At 28.8% G+C, this 18,107-nt stretch carries 16 protein-coding genes and 1 pseudogene; all 17 read right to left on the minus strand.

Annotation, left to right across the window (positions count from 1 at the left end; genetic code table 11):
- The coding region (locus PWP28_RS12625; protein ID WP_308644887.1) for an Rpn family recombination-promoting nuclease/putative transposase at window positions 1-741 on the minus strand (741 nt) is incomplete at its 3' end.
- 387 nt (window positions 742-1,128) lie between these two features.
- Window positions 1,129-2,301: a [FeFe] hydrogenase H-cluster maturation GTPase HydF gene (gene hydF, locus PWP28_RS12630; RefSeq protein ID WP_308644888.1), complete on the minus strand. Its 1,173-nt coding sequence runs from the start codon at window positions 2,299-2,301 to the stop codon at window positions 1,129-1,131.
- Between the two features lie 171 nt (window positions 2,302-2,472).
- A complete protein-coding gene (gene hydG / locus PWP28_RS12635; RefSeq protein ID WP_308644889.1) occupies window positions 2,473-3,885 on the minus strand; it encodes a [FeFe] hydrogenase H-cluster radical SAM maturase HydG in 1,413 nt (470 codons plus the stop codon).
- A 14-nt stretch (window positions 3,886-3,899) separates the two neighbouring features.
- Window positions 3,900-4,148 carry a TM1266 family iron-only hydrogenase system putative regulator gene (locus PWP28_RS12640; RefSeq protein WP_121567319.1) on the minus strand — a complete coding sequence of 83 codons (249 nt, stop codon included), beginning with the start codon at window positions 4,146-4,148 and terminating at the stop codon, window positions 3,900-3,902.
- Between the two features lie 471 nt (window positions 4,149-4,619).
- Window positions 4,620-5,144, minus strand: a complete 525-nt coding sequence (locus tag PWP28_RS12645; RefSeq protein ID WP_308644890.1) for a VanZ family protein — start codon at window positions 5,142-5,144, stop codon at window positions 4,620-4,622.
- 385 nt (window positions 5,145-5,529) lie between these two features.
- Window positions 5,530-6,690: an HD domain-containing protein gene (locus PWP28_RS12650; protein WP_308644891.1), complete on the minus strand. Its 1,161-nt coding sequence runs from the start codon at window positions 6,688-6,690 to the stop codon at window positions 5,530-5,532.
- Window positions 6,691-6,754: 64 nt separating this feature from the next.
- Window positions 6,755-6,913, minus strand: a complete 159-nt coding sequence (locus tag PWP28_RS12655) for a hypothetical protein (RefSeq protein WP_308644892.1) — start codon at window positions 6,911-6,913, stop codon at window positions 6,755-6,757.
- A 78-nt stretch (window positions 6,914-6,991) separates the two neighbouring features.
- Window positions 6,992-8,422: a flippase gene (locus PWP28_RS12660; RefSeq protein ID WP_308644893.1), complete on the minus strand. Its 1,431-nt coding sequence runs from the start codon at window positions 8,420-8,422 to the stop codon at window positions 6,992-6,994.
- A gap of 3 nt (window positions 8,423-8,425) precedes the next feature.
- The gene (glf, locus tag PWP28_RS12665) at window positions 8,426-9,526 is read right to left on the minus strand and encodes a UDP-galactopyranose mutase (protein ID WP_308644894.1); all 1,101 of its coding nucleotides are present in this window, start codon (window positions 9,524-9,526) and stop codon (window positions 8,426-8,428) included.
- Window positions 9,527-10,729, minus strand: a complete 1,203-nt coding sequence (locus tag PWP28_RS12670; RefSeq protein ID WP_308644895.1) for a glycosyltransferase family 4 protein — start codon at window positions 10,727-10,729, stop codon at window positions 9,527-9,529.
- Window positions 10,730-11,042: 313 nt separating this feature from the next.
- The gene (locus PWP28_RS12675; protein WP_308644896.1) at window positions 11,043-12,248 is read right to left on the minus strand and encodes a glycosyltransferase family 4 protein; all 1,206 of its coding nucleotides are present in this window, start codon (window positions 12,246-12,248) and stop codon (window positions 11,043-11,045) included.
- A gap of 44 nt (window positions 12,249-12,292) precedes the next feature.
- Window positions 12,293-12,790: a winged helix-turn-helix transcriptional regulator gene (locus tag PWP28_RS12680; protein ID WP_308644897.1), complete on the minus strand. Its 498-nt coding sequence runs from the start codon at window positions 12,788-12,790 to the stop codon at window positions 12,293-12,295.
- A gap of 67 nt (window positions 12,791-12,857) precedes the next feature.
- Window positions 12,858-13,148: pseudogene (locus PWP28_RS12685) on the minus strand (UDP-N-acetylglucosamine 2-epimerase); the annotation flags it as partial.
- A gap of 144 nt (window positions 13,149-13,292) precedes the next feature.
- On the minus strand, window positions 13,293-14,402 hold the full coding sequence (locus PWP28_RS12690; protein ID WP_308644898.1) for a glycosyltransferase: 1,110 nt from the start codon (window positions 14,400-14,402) through the stop codon (window positions 13,293-13,295).
- Complete coding sequence (locus PWP28_RS12695) at window positions 14,403-15,665, minus strand: hypothetical protein (protein ID WP_308644899.1); 1,263 nt, start codon at window positions 15,663-15,665, stop codon at window positions 14,403-14,405. It lies immediately after the preceding gene.
- A complete protein-coding gene (locus PWP28_RS12700) occupies window positions 15,655-16,872 on the minus strand; it encodes a glycosyltransferase (RefSeq protein WP_308644900.1) in 1,218 nt (405 codons plus the stop codon). The genes PWP28_RS12695 and PWP28_RS12700 overlap by 11 nt, the downstream gene beginning before the upstream one ends.
- Complete coding sequence (locus PWP28_RS12705) at window positions 16,869-17,924, minus strand: glycosyltransferase family 4 protein (RefSeq protein WP_308644901.1); 1,056 nt, start codon at window positions 17,922-17,924, stop codon at window positions 16,869-16,871. Before PWP28_RS12705 ends, PWP28_RS12700 begins: the two co-directional genes overlap by 4 nt.
- Window positions 17,925-18,107: the final 183 nt, after the last annotated feature.

Raw genomic sequence — 18,107 nt, forward strand, 5'->3', positions numbered from 1 at the left:
GTCTATTTCTTTTAATTCATATTCATCTGTATCGTCTCTTGTTATTAATATATAGTATATTATAAATCCAAATATTTCTTTCGCTTTTTGTGAATCTATCTTTTCGTATGTATCCATCATGTTGAATATCTTTTTGATGTTGTCTATGAATTTGTCTTTTTCTTTTTGTTTTATGGCTTTTAATGTTTCCAGTATTATTTTTAATAGTATTGGTCCTTTTATTTCTTGATTTGTTTTGTCGTTTAGCTCTATTATTTCGTATTCATAGTTAGGTATGTATTTGTTTATTTTTTCTGGGTAGTTTTCTCTGGTTTCTATATAGTCTATTAACTTGTTACTCATGTTCCATTTTTGATTCCCATGATATATTAGTATCGGTATTATTATGTTTGTTTTTGATGTTTTTGGATTTAATGTTTTTTTCATTATTTTGTTTATATATTCCAATAGCTGGAATGTTGTTTTTTTATCTGGATAACTTTTGTGTTCATATAGTATGTAGATATAGGTATCAGCATTTTTTATTTTCGTCTTATACAGTATATCTGAATATGTTTTTTCTAACTTTTTGTCTATATATGTTCCGTCTATTATTTCTAATTGTTTTAAGTCCATTTCTCTTGTTATTTCTTCGTCTATGTATGTTTCTATAAATTCTTTTGATATTTCTTTATCCCCAAAGGTTTTTTTGAAAAATGTGTCGTGTGGTTGATTTATTATTTTTCTGATCTCTTCCCCCATCTCTCACCTCTATTATACCAAATTTTTATTAAATCATTATATATACATATGTTGGTATAATTATACATAATTTTTTACTATTTTTTCAAAAAGAAAAAATAGCGTATTGGCATTTTGGTAGTTTAGTTTTAATGAGCAAATTTAAACTCACCTTTTGTAAGGTCAACAACCCTTAATTTACCAGCCCAGCTATAAATATCTCCAAAAATATATTTGTGTAACCACATAAAAAAACCATAATTTAGTTCTTTTTTATCAAAATTTTTAGACTGTAATCTTTCATTTACATTTTATAAGCCTTCAAGACTTTTTGGACTATCTGCTTTTTGGTATATTTGTAATTAGTTTGTTTTTCATGTTTATCAAAAGTCAAAGAAAAACTAGAAACTAAAACTCTTCTAAAATCACCCTGTCTAAAACTCCGTGAAGATAAGATATCACAATCCCATAGTTGAAAACAGGAATACCCCGTTCCTTTATGTACTCCAATCTACGCATCATCATTGTTCTAGTTAAAGTACAACCTCCACAATGTATTATTATCTTGGTGTCTTGCATGTCTTTTTCATCCGGAAATTCTTTACCTGCAATATAATCAAACTTTAAATCTTTGTTTGTATATTTCCTTAACCAGTTAGGTATCTTCACTCTACCAATATCCTCTGACAAAGGCCTGTGAGAACAGCCTTCCATAATCAAAATTTTATCGCCATCTTCGAGTTCTTCAATAATATCTATATCTTTTGATAAAAGATTCAAATCCCCTTTATGCCTTGCTTCTAAAATAGAAAAAGTAGTAAGGTTTATATCATCCGGCACTTTTTTAGCAACTTCTTTTATCGCTTGAGAATCGGTAATAACAAGTTTAGGTTTCTCATTCAACTTTGATAAAACTTCTGGAATGCCTTCTACAGAAGTTTGAATTGGAAAGGCCTTTCTATCCAATACTTCTCTAATAGCCGTAACTTGAGGCATTATCAATCTTCCCTTTGGAGCGCCTGTATCTACAGGAATAACAAGAACCACAATATCATTTTCTTCGATAAATTCAGGAATCAAGGGAACCTCTTTTTCACTTGGTGCAATCTCTGTGATTTTCTGTTTTAACTCTTCTATTCCCTCTCCACTCTTAGTTGAAACTTTAACCAAATTCTCTCCATCTATCTTTACACTCTTTGCACTATCCAAATCCATTTTATTCAAAACTATCAAATAGGGTATACTATGTTTATTAAACTCATTAATAATCCTATAATCAAAGTCATCCAAATCTTTATCTACAACTAAAAGCCCAATATCTCCTCTCATAAAAGCTCTCTCTGCTCTTTTTACTCTCTTTTCCCCTATTTCTCCCTCATCATCTATTCCAGGAGTATCAATAAGAGTCACAGGGCCAATTGGTTGTAATTCCATACTCTTATAAACAGGATCGGTAGTTGTCCCTGGAGTATCCGAAACAAGAGCTATATCCTGTTTCAAAAGGGCGTTTATCAACGATGATTTTCCAACATTTCTTTTCCCAGTTATAATTATATTTAGTCTATACCCACCTATTGACACTTCTTCACCTTCCTAAAGCTTTAGTAGTTAGATGGCTAATTCTTATACTTCCTTCTTCTAATTCATTTATTCTTTCAAAAAAATCAATTTTAGTTTTATTATCATAAACACTGCAATTTTCTCTAAAATTATAAAGTTTTTTACCTCAAGCATTTCAAACATTAAACGCCTTTAGAAGTATAAATCTCTTTCACCAGCTTTGATTCTTTCTATTCTTTCAAGCAGAGTATTTCTTATTTTCTCACTCTTTATGTTATTAATTTCTTTATCAATAACCCTTAAACAAGATTCTTTAGTCTCTTCAGAAGCATAATCAACAACATATTCCATTAAAGTGCTAATAGCGTTTGGAGTACAAAACCTCTTTACAAAACCGGGAATAGCGAATTCCATAAAATGTTCTCCCGTCCTACCAAGCCTATAACAAGCGGTACAAAAAGAAGGAAGGAAACCTTCATCGGTTAATTGTTTTATTACCTCGTCAAGAGACCTCTGATCTCCAAGTAAGAACTGTGACTTTTTGTAAGCCTCTTTATCGTTAGTCGAATAAGCCCCCACCCCTATATTTGAACCCGCATCAATCTGAGAAACTCCAAATTGCATCAATTCATTTCTGATTTCAACAGGCTCTCTTGCGGTTAAAATTAATCCTGTATAAGGAACGGACAATCTTAAAATAGCAACCAGTTTTTTGAAAGTGTAATCATCCACCAAATGAGGAGGCCTTTCTGAAATTGGAGTGTTTACGGCCGGTTCTATCCTTGGAAAAGATATTGTGTGTGGCCCAACATTAAACCTTTCTTCCAAATGAATTGCATGAGATAACAATCCCATCATTTCAAATTTCCAATCGTACAAACCAAACAACGCACCTATTCCAACATCATCTATCCCACCTTGAAAGGCTCTATCTAATCCATACAGCCTCCATATATAACTTGATTTTGGCCCAGTTGGATGTAGTTTCTTATACGTTTCATAATGATAAGTCTCTTGAAAGATTTGGAACGTTCCTATACCCGCTGCCTTTATCTTCTTGTAATCATCAATTGTTTGCGGGGCAGCGTTGATATTAACCCTTCTAATGTTACCTTTACCGCTTTTAACAGAGTATACCTGTCTAACGGTTTCTGCAATGAAATCAGCATCATACTTAGGGTGTTCTCCATATACAAGGATCAACCTTTTATGACCCTTATTCACCAAATAAGTTGTTTCCTCTTTCACTTGTTCTAAACTCAAAGAATTCCTTACAATCTCCTTATTCGACACTCTAAAACCACAATACTGACAATTATTAACACACTCATTCCCAATGTACATAGGAGCAAAAAGAACGATTCTATTTCCATACACGTTTCTTTTCAAAGCTTTTGCCCCTTCAAAAATTCTATTCACTAAGCTTTCATCTTCACAATTCAATAAAACAGCCATTTCCTCTAATTCTAATCTTTGTTTACTCAGCGACTTAGCGATAATATCTTCTACTCTTTCTTTTTCAGGATTTTTTGTTTCTTCTAACAAAGTATTTATTTTCTCCTCATCGATAAAAGCCTTCCTGTTATCATCCCTTATATAAACCATACAAACACTCCTCTCTAATATTTTAAAGTATGTGATTGAACCTTTACACCGTTTATCTGTCCAAGTTTTCCGTTAAGTGATCCAATTTGATCCGTTGTTCCTTTAAAAACAAGAAAAATAATGGCAACATTCTCTTCTCTCATTGGATAACCTACTCTTAAATAAATGTTCTCTGCATTCATATGAAGAATTTCATTGACTTTGCTATAAGCCGCTTCTCTGTCGGTAATAGCAATAGAAATCATAGCCGTTTTAATATCCATAAAAAAATCCTCCTCCTTGTGATAAAATTCTCAAAGGAAGAGGAAATTATATCTCATCTCTGTAACAAGATGATCCTATTCATTTTCTTCTTCCTTTGATGTTAGAACAAATCCTTCATCTCAGGAAAAATATTCAATTATTCATTTGTTCATTTATTAACAATCTCAGTATAACACTATAACTTTACAAAAAAATTAAAAAAGAAGAACAAGCTGAAACTGACATTCCTTACAAGGGCGGGGAAGCGGGCCTTTTCTTTCCCCTTCCTTACGGGTGGGGTGCGGGGGCAGGGCGCTAACAAAGAGTAAGCGAAGCTTACAAAAAAACTATCAAATAATTAATACTCAAAAATATCCGTTTATAAAAGGGTCTCAAAGCGAGGCCATTTTAGATTTTGTAGGATTTAAAGGGCCATCGGCCCTTTCCTTACAAGGGTGGGGAGCGGGGGAAGGGCGCTATTAAGTAGCGTTTTATTTATACCTTAGATAAATCTTCTTACCAATATTATACAAAATATAAATTACCAAAATTATTATATTGGCAAAAACAGCTCCTGAAATATCTATAATAACATCATTCAACGCAGACCCTCTCCCAACAAACTCTTGAGAATATTCATCTATTGAAGCTATAAGTGCTGGTAAAGAAACACCAAGTAGAGTCCCTATTAAAAATCTCTTTGAATACAAATAACCAAACAGCCAAGAAAACACCCCAAGTATAAAATATATTCCAAAATGTGCACTTTTTCTAATAAGTGCTACAGAATCAGCATATTGATCCCTAAACCACAACTTCTTTAAAAATACTTCTATATTTCTAAACCATTTTGTATCTGAAAAATCAAATACATTATCTATTGATTTAATTGCATTATATACAAAATAAGATTGATTTGAAGATTCACCTGGATTTCTTGTTCCAAAAAACAAAATAACTCCCACCCAAAATATTAAAAAAATAAAGGCTATTATTATATATCTTCTTCTTTTCATAAAATCACCTATTTTATTCTATAACAAAATCACCTGAAATAATACCTCCAAAGTAAGTCTCACAACTTTTATTAATTACGTGTCTACTTTGAGGTATCATATCACTACGGCTCTTTGATTTTTGTGTTTGCTAAAATACAAAAATCTTATATAATTGTATTGTACCATCACTATCACATTTCTTCTTTTTCTTTAAAATGTTTTTTACCAAATTCACTATATATAGGATGGTACATTTTTCGTTCATTAAATGCAAATCAACACCTTAATCTCATATTCTAAATTAGGGCAGTTATGAAAAGAAGAATTGTTTTATCAGATTCTCCAAAGTTATTTCGCTCAATTTTTGAAGAAAGACTATGACTTACTAAATTGTTTAAATATTTTACTCAGGATAATCTTCCTTAAAATATACTTCTGCTCTGTCAAAATTAATTGGCTCTGGAAAAATTATTTCTTTTGCACATTGTAAGGCATATTGATCGGTCATGCCTGAAACATAATCTAAAACAATTTGTTTAGGTAAAGTTTGTCCCTCTTTTGTATACAATTCTCTCATTTTACATAGATAATTCCCAAATCTTCTATCAAGAGGGATATCAGAATTATTATATTTGTCATATTTTAACCCATTTTCCCTTAAAATAGTTACCAAATGATTGAAAATGATTTCGATAATTTGCTCTGCGTGAGTAATATAAGTTTTTAAGCGGTTATGTTCGTATATATTTTTGTAATTAAATTTTTTTAAATCGTTCATTAGTTTGAATTTTTCATCAGAAAATCCAATTTCTCCATTTTTGTGAGACCAATCAATTAAATCAGTAACAAAACTATCGATAATTTCTCCGTTTTTCTTTCCTAGTTTTTCACGAACCTCTGATGGAATATCTTCCTCTTTTATTAGTTGTGCAGTAATAGCATCTTCTATATCCCTTCCTAAATATGAAATCTTATCTGCCATTCTAACTACACAACCTTCATAGGTTGTGGGGAGAGAGCTTCTATCTCTAATTTCTTCTAACACCTTCTCTTCTTTAACAGGACTAATAGATTTAGTAAAATCTTCACCGCAGTGGGAAATAATCCCATCCCTTACGGCGTAGGTTAAATTAAGGCCTTTTCCTGATCTATCCAATTTATCCACTACTCTTAAACTATGTACTTCATGAATGAAACCGCCTATGCCCTTTGCTAATTCATTAAGCTTTTTTTCCCCAGTATGTCCAAAAGGTGCATGTCCTAAATCATGCCCTAAAGCGATAGCTTGAGCTAAGTTAACATCTAATCCTAATTCCTTACAAATAAAAGCAGCAATAGTAGATACATGTAAAGAATGTTCTATTCTGGTGCAGATGTGGTCATTTTGAGGAGAGAAAAACACTTGCGTCTTATTTTTTAACCTTCTAAAAGACATTGAATGAATTATTGCTGTTTGATCACGAAAATAGGGCCCTCTGTTGTCTTCTTCTCGTTTTATTATCCTTCTTTTATAAATATCATCATCTAATGGATTCTTCATATCATCATCTAATGGATTCTTCAATTTAAACTCATCTCCTATGCTTATTAATTGTAGTAAATCTTCCCTCTTCCCCCTCTATAAAATTTCAAATATTCTCTGCAATTATAACCTTCACCATCCATTCTTTGTTTTCAAAGCCCCAGTCTGTTATTCTTTTTATCCCTTCTTCTAATCTTGCATCTGGGTCTCTGAATCTAACTATCTTTGTATTTTCGTTATGTAATTCATTGTTAACAAATAACATTTCGACACTTATATTAGATGAAGATAATCAAATCATGATGGGAAAAACCAGTATTCGGTTAGCAATAGCACCTAATTTTTATCTTCTAAAAATTTTATGAATAAAATAAAAAACAACTTCTGATTTAGTCAAAATAGAATAAATCCCGTAAACGAGCGTGCCTGAAACAATTTGAATTACTGTTGTTATTATAGAAACACCCATAAAATAACCAATTAGTCTAATTACAAAAAGCATTAAGAGAGAACCAATTAAATATTTCAAGAATACCTCTAATAATAACTTGGTTTGAATAAATCTTCTCATTATAAGAAACTGAATAAAAGTAACTAGAAACTCTGCGATGACAGACGAAATAGCAGCTCCGAAACTTTGAAATGATCTTATCAAAAAAAGATTCAAAATAAAATTTACCACTGCAGCGGAAGCAACAGATATTGTAAATCCTAATTCTTTTTTCATAGGCAACATCATTTGAACTCCAATAATATTGCTCCAACCAATCGCTAACATAATAGGCGAAATAAGTATCATATTAGGTATCACTGGGAGAAAAGCTTCCCCGAAGAACCATGGCACAAACTCATTTGCAATACCCATTAATCCAAAAGTTAAAGGAAAAGTCAGAAAACTTATATAAACAAAGGATTTAGTTGTATATTCTTTGATTTTGTTATATTCTTCTTTTGCAAAATAATTAGAAATTCTTGGCATCATGACAACACCTAAAGAAGTAGCTAAACCTAAAGCCATTCTAACTATCTTTTGTGAATTTTCGTAGTAAGCTACTTCAGAAGTATTTGATATTATCCCTATCATTGTTTTATCCATAACTGTATAAATTTGTATCGCAATTTGAGGGATAAAAATTTTTAAGGCAGGTAAGAAATGGGAGAAGATATCACTTCTTCTAATTTTTGTTTTAACCACTTCTTTTGGTATATATATCCACATTATAGCTTGCCCTAAAAAAGCGGTGAAAGAAGAAATAAAGATATATAACCACAAATCATTAATGTCTTTCACTAATGAAAATATCAATACTACACCAACGAGTTTAATAATCAAATTCCTTGTTACAGTTTTTTGAAATTCCTCTTGGCCATTGAAAAACCAAGTTATATCCATCATCATTCCAAATAAGTGAAATCCAGATATCCAATACAACATTTGAAGGTTAGGATCTACAAAAAAATGTACAAAAAAAGCATAAGCAATAATTGAAAAAGAACTAAAAATCAGTTTTAAACTAAAAATACTCCAAAAAGTTTTACTCATTTCTAATTTATCTTCTCTATAATAGGCAATTTGTCTATTACCATATAAACTGATGCCTAAAGTTCCTGCAATTACAAAATAACTAGTGATGGAATTGATAAAAGCTGCAGTTCCCACACCTTCAGGCAACAATACTCTTGAAACATATGGAGTCGTTATTAAAGGTACTAATAAAGTGGCTATTTGATATGCTACGTTGTATAGATAGTTCTTAAATATACTTTTTGCCATATTCTAAATCCTTACTGAACGTGTTAAAGCTTCTTCAATAACTTGGTCCATATTATAATATTTATACTCAGCTAATCTTCCTATAAAAAGAAAATAACCTTTATCTTCTAATTTCTTAACTTCTTCCATGTACTGCTCTCTTTTTTTCATATTTTCATCGGTCATTACTATATAATATGGTTCTCCTTCAGCTTTCGGGTACTCAAAGCAAACAGTGGTCTTGTTGGATTTTTCCTTCAAGAAATGTTTGAATTCAGTTATTCTAGTCCAATCATAATCGTTTGGATAGTTTACAGTTGCAACAGGTTGATAATATTCTTGATCAAAAGTTTTTAATCTTAGTTCTAGGGATCTATACTCTAACTTCCCGTATTTGTAATCAAAGAATCTATCGAGCTCTCCTGTGTAGATAGTTATATTGGATTTTATTTGATCTTTGATGTCAAAATAATTCATACCAAGTAGTATCGATATATTTTCATGATCTAACATATTTTCAACCATTTGAGCGTAGCCATTCTTTGGAATTCCTTGATATTTATCAGAGAAATATCTTTTATCCCTATTTTCCCTAACGGGTATTCTTTTTGCTACTTCGGGAGCCAACTCCTGTGGATCTCTTTCCCACTGCTTCCATGTATAGTTTTTAAAAAAAGTTTCATATAACTTTTCTCCGACTTGCGAAACCACAACATCTTTGAAATTCTTAGGTGGATCATTAAATTTTGACTTTTCCACTTCTTTTTTGAGAAATTCGTTTATTTCAAAAGTTGGTATTTCAATTCCAAAGACTTCTTTTATTGTATCTCGATTGATTGGAAAAGGAACATAATTGCCGTCAACATAGCTTAGAACTCTATGCTGATAATAATTGAATTCTGTAAACCTATTAACAAAATCCCATACTTTTTTATTGTTTGTATGGAAAATATGCGGTCCATATTTATGTACGGTTATTCCTTCTTGATCTTTGTAGTCATAACAGTGCCCTGCTATATGTTTGTGCTGTTCAACTATTAAGACTTTCCTACCTTTTTCAGCCAACATTCTTGCAGCTGTTGAACCTGCTAATCCAGCGCCAACAATTAAAACATCATAATTCATTTATAACACCTCTATTTTATTTTCTCTATATATTTCACGTATTAATTTTTGATAATTAATAGCCATTTTTTCAATTGTAAATAATTCATAGTACAATTCTAGATTTTGTTTTCCTAATGACTCTAAATTTTTTGAATTATATAACTTAATAATAGCTTTAACCAAGCTTTCCACATTTTCAGATTCAAAGGGAATTACACCTTTAGATTTATCAAAAAAATCCTTATTCCCTCCCGTATTAGAAGCAATTATGGGTTTCCCTAATGACAATACTTCTAGCAAAATCAAGTCAAAGTAAGTTTGTCTATTAGGTAAGACAAAAACATCGGAGGCATTAATTAAACTTCCTGGATCTTTAGTCCATCCAACTTCAATCCATCTTTTATCAGTTAATCCTTTGATAGGTTCTTCTTTCCCTGCTATTAAAAAGCTGATATTGTAACCTTCATTCCATAATATTTCCGCGGCTTTTTGTAACAAATCGTAACCTTTTATTTTTTTATGCCTTCCAACATAAGAAACGACAAATTGGCCTCTTAGATTATATCGATCTACAACATTTTCTTTCTTTTCTAAAATTTTCAGCTTTGGCGTACCAGTATACAAGTATTTTATTTTCGCTTTTTTTATTAAATTTGAAAAATCACTTAAAGAGTTATAATAAGGTTCCATGCTATTCTTGGAAGGGAAAATAATGTAATCGCTTAATTTGAAAGCCGTTTTATCTACTTCCAAAAAAAAATTGTACAATATACGTTTGTTCTTTTTGTTCAGAAATCCATAGTATTGAATCATCTCATCAGCCGGTAATTCAGGAGAGTGCGAAGTAAGAATTTTAATTGCTTTATTTTCTGGAAACATCTTGTTAAAAATGTACAGATCTGTTGTTGAATGGAAATGAATACTTTTAATTTCATTGGAATTTAATTGGTTAAAAAAGTTATTAAATTGGTACCCTTTTAAGACTCGTTTAACATAAAAATTTTGCAACAATTTTTTTGTAATTTTATTGTTATAAATATTTTTTAGAAATTTATTGGCATAACTTTTATAAAAATGAGTAGAACTACTAATTCTTTTGCAATCACCTTTATAGATAAATGTAATATTCTTATCAGTTATATTTTTCTTTAATTTCGCTAAATATCCTGCAGGACCTCCTAGCCTTTCGTTTAAACATCCATTAAGAAAGATCACGTGCATTTTCTAGATCACCCCACATTTACAACAATTTTTTAATCTTTTTTAAATTGGTAAGTATTTTACTTAAATCCAATAATTATTACTTTCGCATCTTTTATTTGAATAATAATTTAATTTGATATAACTCTGTCAAAATTTCCCTTTTCGTCAAAAAAATACCAATATATTTGTTAGTTTAAAGATACTAACTGATAATAAGAAAGCTATTATAAAAAAATTTCTCTTTTTTTACTAACAAATGAAAAAATATTTAAATTAAAAATTTGAAAATAGAAATTTTAAAAATGCATAAGTTAATAATTAAACTTACCTTTTAATCTAAAAACTCTACATTTAGAAGATCTTCATAAACCTCTACTTCCTTTTCTACAATATTCTCCCACGAAAACCCCAAAGCCCTTTTTCTTAAATAACTTTCATCAATAGGATCTTCCAATAATTTTACAACCGATTGAGCGAACCTCTTCTCAAAGTCTTCTCCATCTTCTACAACTACTCCCCCATCCCCAATTGCCTCAGGTATACCTCCGTTGCCGCTACCAACAACAGCTACCCCACATCCCTGTGCTTCCAATACAACACACGGCCATCCTTCATTCCTACTTGGAAGTATCATCACATCCATAGCATTCATATAATAAGGTACGTCTTCCTGAGGAACACGACCAACAAATTTAACCTTCAACCGTCTTTTCTTACATTCTTTTTCAATATCTTCTTTCAACTCACCATCTCCAACAACTAAAAACTCAGCATCGTAAATAGAAGATATATGAGAAAAAATTTCAGGCAATTTATCTGCTCTTTTTACATTAACAAGATTACCCACAAACCCAACAACCTTTTTAGACAACATCAATTCTTTTTTTATCTTTTCTTTATCCAAAGGTTTAAAGATATCTGGTTCAATCCCGTTGGGAATAACAACAGAATTCTCACCAGCATACCCAAATGATTTAGCTTTGTTCAATAAGGCATTACTTACAAAGATAACCTTTGCAGCACTTTCTAAAACATCAACGTACAATTCTTTTGCCTTAGGCATCGCTAAGTTTATATCGCTACCATGGCAAGTAACTACATATGGAATATTTAACTTTTGCGATAACAGTTTCGCAATTAATCCAGCAGGTGCGTCATACATCCCATGTGCGTGGATTATATCAAACTCATTATTCTTAATTTTATCAAACAGATCCTCTGCAACTTCTTTTGAATCTTTAATTTGATTATTTTTCTTTAATATCTTTGAGTTAAAGATATCAATTACATTCCTCCTAAAAGACGCATATTTGTATTTTACACCATGGACTTCATAAAATGAAGCAGTAACACTTGCATTAGTTTTTGAAAGAATCTTTCTTAAAAGTTTTACTCCAAAAGTATCTTTAGAAGTAATGCCATAAACATCGAAATTTATATCAAAGCTTTGTAGAGCTTTAAGTCTGTTTGTTATGAATGTTCCAGCCGTAGGAATATGAGGAAAAGGAAACAAATTTGTTATGAACAGTACCTTCACTATTTATCAACTCCGAATGTAATTGTAGTTATAATATTGAGAAATTAAGAATATATCAAAAACTCACACTTTAAGCCTTCGAGCTTCTCTCTATCCTCAACATTCCAGTACAGTACAACGTTTGTACTTTCTATTTTTTCAACATCGTTTTCTGTTATGCATTTAACTCTCAACTCTTTCAATATCCCTTCTATTATTTCCTTCATTTCTTTATCTTTCCCAAATAGAACGTAAGTTCTATTTCTTCCATATCTTTGTATTATTCTTTCTATGTTTTGTTTTATCAACAATGTTCTTCTGTAGTATATTTTCATATACTCTATTGTCTTTTTACTCTTTTCTTTGAATCCTTCTGGGGTTAATATGTACCTGAAACTCTTGCTGTTCAACCTTTCTAATTTGACAAATCCTTTTTTGATGAACTTTTTTAAGAGTATATTCACCATTCCCAAGGATAACCCTGTTTTTTCTGAAAGGTCTCTTTGAGTTATATTAGAATTCTTTTCCAATTCTTCTAAAATGAGTATCTCGTTATCTTGCATAATATTCAACACCTTCGTTCAATTTTTGAACAATGTAAAAAGATTATAGCAATTATTTTGGTATTTGTCAAATGTTTAGTAATTTTACTATTTTTTCCCCTGTTTTCCCATCACCATATATGTTTTCTACATTTGAAGATATTTCGTTGCTTATTATATGATGAAACTTATTTTTGATTTCATCAGGTTCACTTAGTACATTCCAACCTGCTTGTGTTAACTCTCTCCAGCCTGTGTCTGGCATAACAACTATCGCTCTTTTCCCTGCAAAGTATGCTTCTTTTTGCAACCCTCCACTGTCTGTTATTACAAGAAGGCTCTTTTGTACCAATCCTATCATACTTAAGTAATCAAGAGGCTCTGTCAGTAGAATTTCTTTTGTGTATTTATTCAGATTGGCCAGAATGAACTAATATTTCTTTTATGCCTTTTTTCTCAAATTCTTGATTTAGAATTGCTTCCTTGATTATCTGTGGGCGAGCTCCTATTAGAGAAAGTATTTTCATTTGTTAGGCTCCCTTTTTTCATTTGCTAATTCTTTGATTCTTTCTATTACAGGTCTCATTTTTATGTCCCAGGTTAAGTTCTTTTCAGCATATTTCCGCATTTCTTCTATGTAATTTTTATTTTTTATTGAATCATAAAATTTAATAACTTTTTCTATATTTACAGGTGTTTCATCTTGAGATATTCTATAAACATATGGAAAAGATTCTGGAAAATCAGAATCGTCAGAAGCAATTACAAAAGGAATTCCTCTTGCACAATATTCTCTATTTTTTAAAGCACTATCAACATACATCGCTTTTCTATGATTAGCTAAACTCCCAAAAGCAATATCTGAGTCATCTACTATTTCATCTAATTCCTCTCCTGTTTTTGTTCCATGAAAAATAACGTACTTCTCTAATTTTAGCTCTTTTACTAGATTCTTTAGGTTTTGTAATTCAGATCCTTCACCTACACAGTGATAGTAAACGTCTTTTTTCGGATTTTTTTTGTAATATTCATACATACCTTTAATAACTCTATCATAACCATGCCATTTGCTATTATTAGCAATACTCAATATGTTTAACTTTTTGTTATCTTTATTCTTTTCCTTTATTCTTATAGAACTTAAATCTAAACCATTATTGATCATAATAATCTTATTTTTATACTTATCTAATATTCTATTTTTCTCAGGTGCATATTCAACTATTATATGAAAATAATCAAATAAATTTTTTTCTAATATATTATAAGAGAGTAATTTTAACTTCTTTTTTATATAATTTTCATTTGAATTTAAAGTCTCCCTATATACAGCTCTTAAAGGAGTTGGCATTTCAAGTATTAGTATATTCTTTCTTTTTTTTAACTTCTTAAAAATATGAAAAAGGAAAAGATTCATAACACCTAGATCCCTAATATATATAATTTCACAATTATTTATTTTTTTCATCTTATTTTCAATATCCATCAATTTTGAAAAAAAAATTTTTTTATTACTATATAATCTCTTTATTTTATAATTCTGATTTATAAAAGTTTTAACTTGACTGTTAATTTTGCTATTTATTCCTTCCACGTCCTTAAAAGATTTTATTGTGATATAATTGATGTTCATTTAAGTCATCCTTTCTTTACTATTCAAGAAATTTAGCATTGCTAAAACCATGATAAAAGGTAAGTATATATAAGAAGAAAATTGAAAAAAAACTAAGAAAATAGGAATAACCAAAAAAACGTAGTTAAATTCTTTAGCAATCCTTATAATATATTTTAGTATATAGAATATAACCCATAATCCAAAAAGCCCACCTTCAAAAACTACTCTCGAATAAAGATTACCTATTGCTGTATAATGCCCATTCATCAATAATTGAATTAAAGGTATATCCGTATTTAAATTATAGACATTAACATAATTAGGTGCCATTAATCCAAAATTACCAGCTCCTAACCCCAAAATACTCTTAATACCCTCTAAAAAGGCTATTAATGGATATAAAACCCTTATATATGTGGACCCCCCATCAGAAATTAAAATATTTCTTATAATATTTTCTGAATTATTTTTAAATATTCCAATCCATTTACTAATTCTAATTATAGTATATTGATTTTCTATTCCTAAGAAATAAAATAGTTGCTCATAATAATTTATAAAAAAGGAAAAGAGCAAAATACCAATGGAAAAAAATAAGAAAACTTTTAAAAATTCCTTTGTTCTAAAAATATAAATAATAATTAAAGTAGTTCCTAATATAATTCCTGTCATTGAAAAAGATAACACTATTATGAAATAGGTTACAATTGATTTTATTATTTGATTTTTATGAATAAAATAACTTAAAACAAAAAGTAATGTTAATGAAGCCCAAGATGATTCTCTATTTATTAGTAACAATCTACGGCTGGATGATAAAGTAAAAATATTATTTATTATAACTTTAACAATCGAAGGGAATAATCCATAAATTGATAGAACCTCAATTATTGCTAAAATCAATAAGAAATTGCTAAAAATATCAAAAACAAAATCAAAATCTTTTTTAGTATAATTAAAATATTTAAATATAATTATAAAAGAAGAATAGCTTAATATTGCCAAAGATATTGTTATTAAGCTATCAAAAAATCCTGTAAAATCAGAAAAATAAAATAAAGAATAGAAAAAACTTAATACTAATATATAAAGAAAAAACAAAGTGACAACCAGCTTAAATTTATTAAATTTAATATTTACAATCTTTATAAAAGCCATAGGAAAAAAGGGTAAAAGCATGACTAAAGTTAAAGGTCTATAGTCACTAGGAAATATAGGATATGCATCCATAAAAGAACCAAGAACCAGAATAAATAAAAAAATTATTTTTTTATTTGCCATGGTATATTTCCCTAATTTGTTTTTCATACTTTTCAAAAGAAAAATCACTTATTTTTTTCCATTCAATTTCATTAAAAATTTTTTCATAATTATTAATGGCATATTTTATTTTATCAGTTATATCATTTACATCATAAGGATTAAATCTAATACTACAGTTAAAATAATTAGATAATTCTTTCATTCCACCAATGTTTGATGTTAAAGGAATAACCTTATTATTAATACTCTCTATGATTGCCATGGGAGCATTTTCATACCAAATAGAAGCCATTATAGAAAATTTTGATTTAACCAAATATTTTTCAAGGTCTTTTGAATTTAGCTTTCCCAAAAAATGTATATTTTTAGAATTTTTTATTAATTTTAGAACCTTATCTTTCTCTGGACCATCTCCAGCAATTAACAATTGATAATTACTATTTTGTAAGCTTTTAAAAGATTCTATAATTTTTAAAATATTTTTTTCTTTTGTCAATCTTCCAAAAAAAATAATAATATTTTCTTTAGCTTCTTTTTCTATAATTTTACTATTTAACTCTATTGGGTTCCTAATGGTTATTATTTTATTCTTTAATCCAAATTCTTGTAATTTTCTTTTCATAAAGTAGCTTGGGGAAATAATAAAATCTATCTTTTCAAAATTAATCCTTTTCAATTTATTATATCTTAAAAATTTTATAAAAGAATAAATCTTGCCCCTATAATCACAATTTTCTTTAAATATTAAATTCTTTTTATACAAAATACATTTAATGCAAACTTTATTTTTACTAAAATTAAATAAAGATGCATTAGGGCATATTAAATGAAAATTATGAGCAGTTAGTATAACTTTATATTCAAAAACATTTTTTAATTTTATTATCATGTCTAATATACTAGGAGAAAAAAATAGATAATCATGTAAATGTATATAATCTGGCTTTTCTTTTTCAATAATTCTTTTTATTTCATTTTTGGCATTATATGAATAGATATAATTTAATAAATTTCTAGGAAATCTATATTCATAATAATTTTTTGCTTTGTAATATTTAATATTATACACACTTAAAAAATTATTTAACTTTTTTTTATCTTCAGTATCAAAAGATGAAAAAACAATATTATTGTAATCCTTCGCTAAAATTTTTAGATTGCTTCTAAAAACTGCTTCAGCTCCACCGTTATAAAGATTATTTGATACGTGTAGAATTTTTTTCAATCTATTAGCACCTCATAAATTTTTTTTGCACTTTTTTCAATAGTATATTCTTTTATTTTCTCTATAGATTCCAGCGATAAGGTTTCATATTCTTCATGTGTAATGTTATAAGCTAAAAAAAGAACATTAATTAAAGATTCTTTCGAATTGTTTTTAAAAATGAATTTCTTATTTATAATTTCTTTTGAGTTTACTCCGTCAGAGACTATACAAGGAATTCCTTTAGTCATTGCTTCATTTATTACCATTCCCCAGGCATCATAAAAAGATGGTAAAACTAAAAAATCAATTTTTTTAAAAAAAGCATCTTTATCATTATCATTCAAGTATCCCATAAATTGGATATTATCATTATCATAATATTTACTAACAAAAAAATTATCTCTTTCCTTATTTCCTGCTAATAACAAATGAATATTTAAATTTTTTAATTCAAGAACAGCCTCTATTAATATTTTAATATTTTTTATATCTTTAAATTCGCCTAAATATCCTAATTTTAAACTCTTTCTTTTTTTTGTATTTTCCTTTTTTGATATTTCAAATTCATATGTAGCAGCTTGAGGTATTAAAAATTTTTTCTTATTTCCTCTATAGTTGTTAAAAGATTTTTTTGAAAAAAACATAATTTTACTTGATCTTTTTATTAAATAATAGTTAACCATTATTTTGAGATATCCCTTAATTTTATGAATATAATTATTTTTATAATTATATTCTTCAACCCAATATATCAATTTTTTTTGTTTTGCAAAAAGAGTTATAAACATATTTGACAGAAAATTAGGTATATTATCTATTATAACTACGGTTTCATAATCTTTTATAAGTTTTTTCAAATTTATAAAATTGTTTAACACTAATTTACCGATGGTTTTGAAATTTACATCATAACTTTTATATTCTTCTTCTGGTAAGTTCCATACCCTATTTTCTGATAATTGATCTTGTAAATAGCACACTTCTATTTTTATGAGTTTATTAATTTCATTAAAGAGTTTTATTCTATAAGGTGATTTATAATTATGTATGAAAAGAATTTTTCTATTCATAATAGCTACCTACCATCATATGAAGTTTTTTATAAGCATTTTTCTAATTATATTTGAGTTCTATAACTTTTCTGAAATTTATATGGTTCTATCACGAAAATAGTGGGTAATTAAGCTGGAGTTAAATTAAGTTTACCAAGGGCAATAAAGAAAAACAGAAAATACTTAGCTGCATAAGAAGGT

It is taken from the genome of Oceanotoga sp. (genome assembly GCF_030445905.1).
Taxonomy (GTDB): domain Bacteria; phylum Thermotogota; class Thermotogae; order Petrotogales; family Petrotogaceae; genus Oceanotoga; species Oceanotoga teriensis.

What these genes read in the sequence shown, in the direction of transcription:
- PWP28_RS12655 (WP_308644892.1), bottom strand. Translation starts at nt 6,913, where the DNA reads ATGTTATTTGTTAACAATGAATTACATAACGAAAATACAAAGATAGTT.
- PWP28_RS12660 (WP_308644893.1), bottom strand. Translation starts at nt 8,422, where the DNA reads ATGGCAAAAAGTATATTTAAGAACTATCTATACAACGTAGCATATCAA.
- PWP28_RS12705 (WP_308644901.1), bottom strand. Translation starts at nt 17,924, where the DNA reads ATGAATAGAAAAATTCTTTTCATACATAATTATAAATCACCTTATAGA.
- PWP28_RS12695 (WP_308644899.1), bottom strand. Translation starts at nt 15,665, where the DNA reads ATGGCAAATAAAAAAATAATTTTTTTATTTATTCTGGTTCTTGGTTCT.
- PWP28_RS12670 (WP_308644895.1), bottom strand. Translation starts at nt 10,729, where the DNA reads ATGCACGTGATCTTTCTTAATGGATGTTTAAACGAAAGGCTAGGAGGT.
- PWP28_RS12690 (WP_308644898.1), bottom strand. Translation starts at nt 14,402, where the DNA reads ATGAACATCAATTATATCACAATAAAATCTTTTAAGGACGTGGAAGGA.
- PWP28_RS12645 (WP_308644890.1), bottom strand. Translation starts at nt 5,144, where the DNA reads ATGAAAAGAAGAAGATATATAATAATAGCCTTTATTTTTTTAATATTT.
- glf (WP_308644894.1), bottom strand. Translation starts at nt 9,526, where the DNA reads ATGAATTATGATGTTTTAATTGTTGGCGCTGGATTAGCAGGTTCAACA.
- hydG (WP_308644889.1), bottom strand. Translation starts at nt 3,885, where the DNA reads ATGGTTTATATAAGGGATGATAACAGGAAGGCTTTTATCGATGAGGAG.
- PWP28_RS12680 (WP_308644897.1), bottom strand. Translation starts at nt 12,790, where the DNA reads ATGCAAGATAACGAGATACTCATTTTAGAAGAATTGGAAAAGAATTCT.
- PWP28_RS12640 (WP_121567319.1), bottom strand. Translation starts at nt 4,148, where the DNA reads ATGGATATTAAAACGGCTATGATTTCTATTGCTATTACCGACAGAGAA.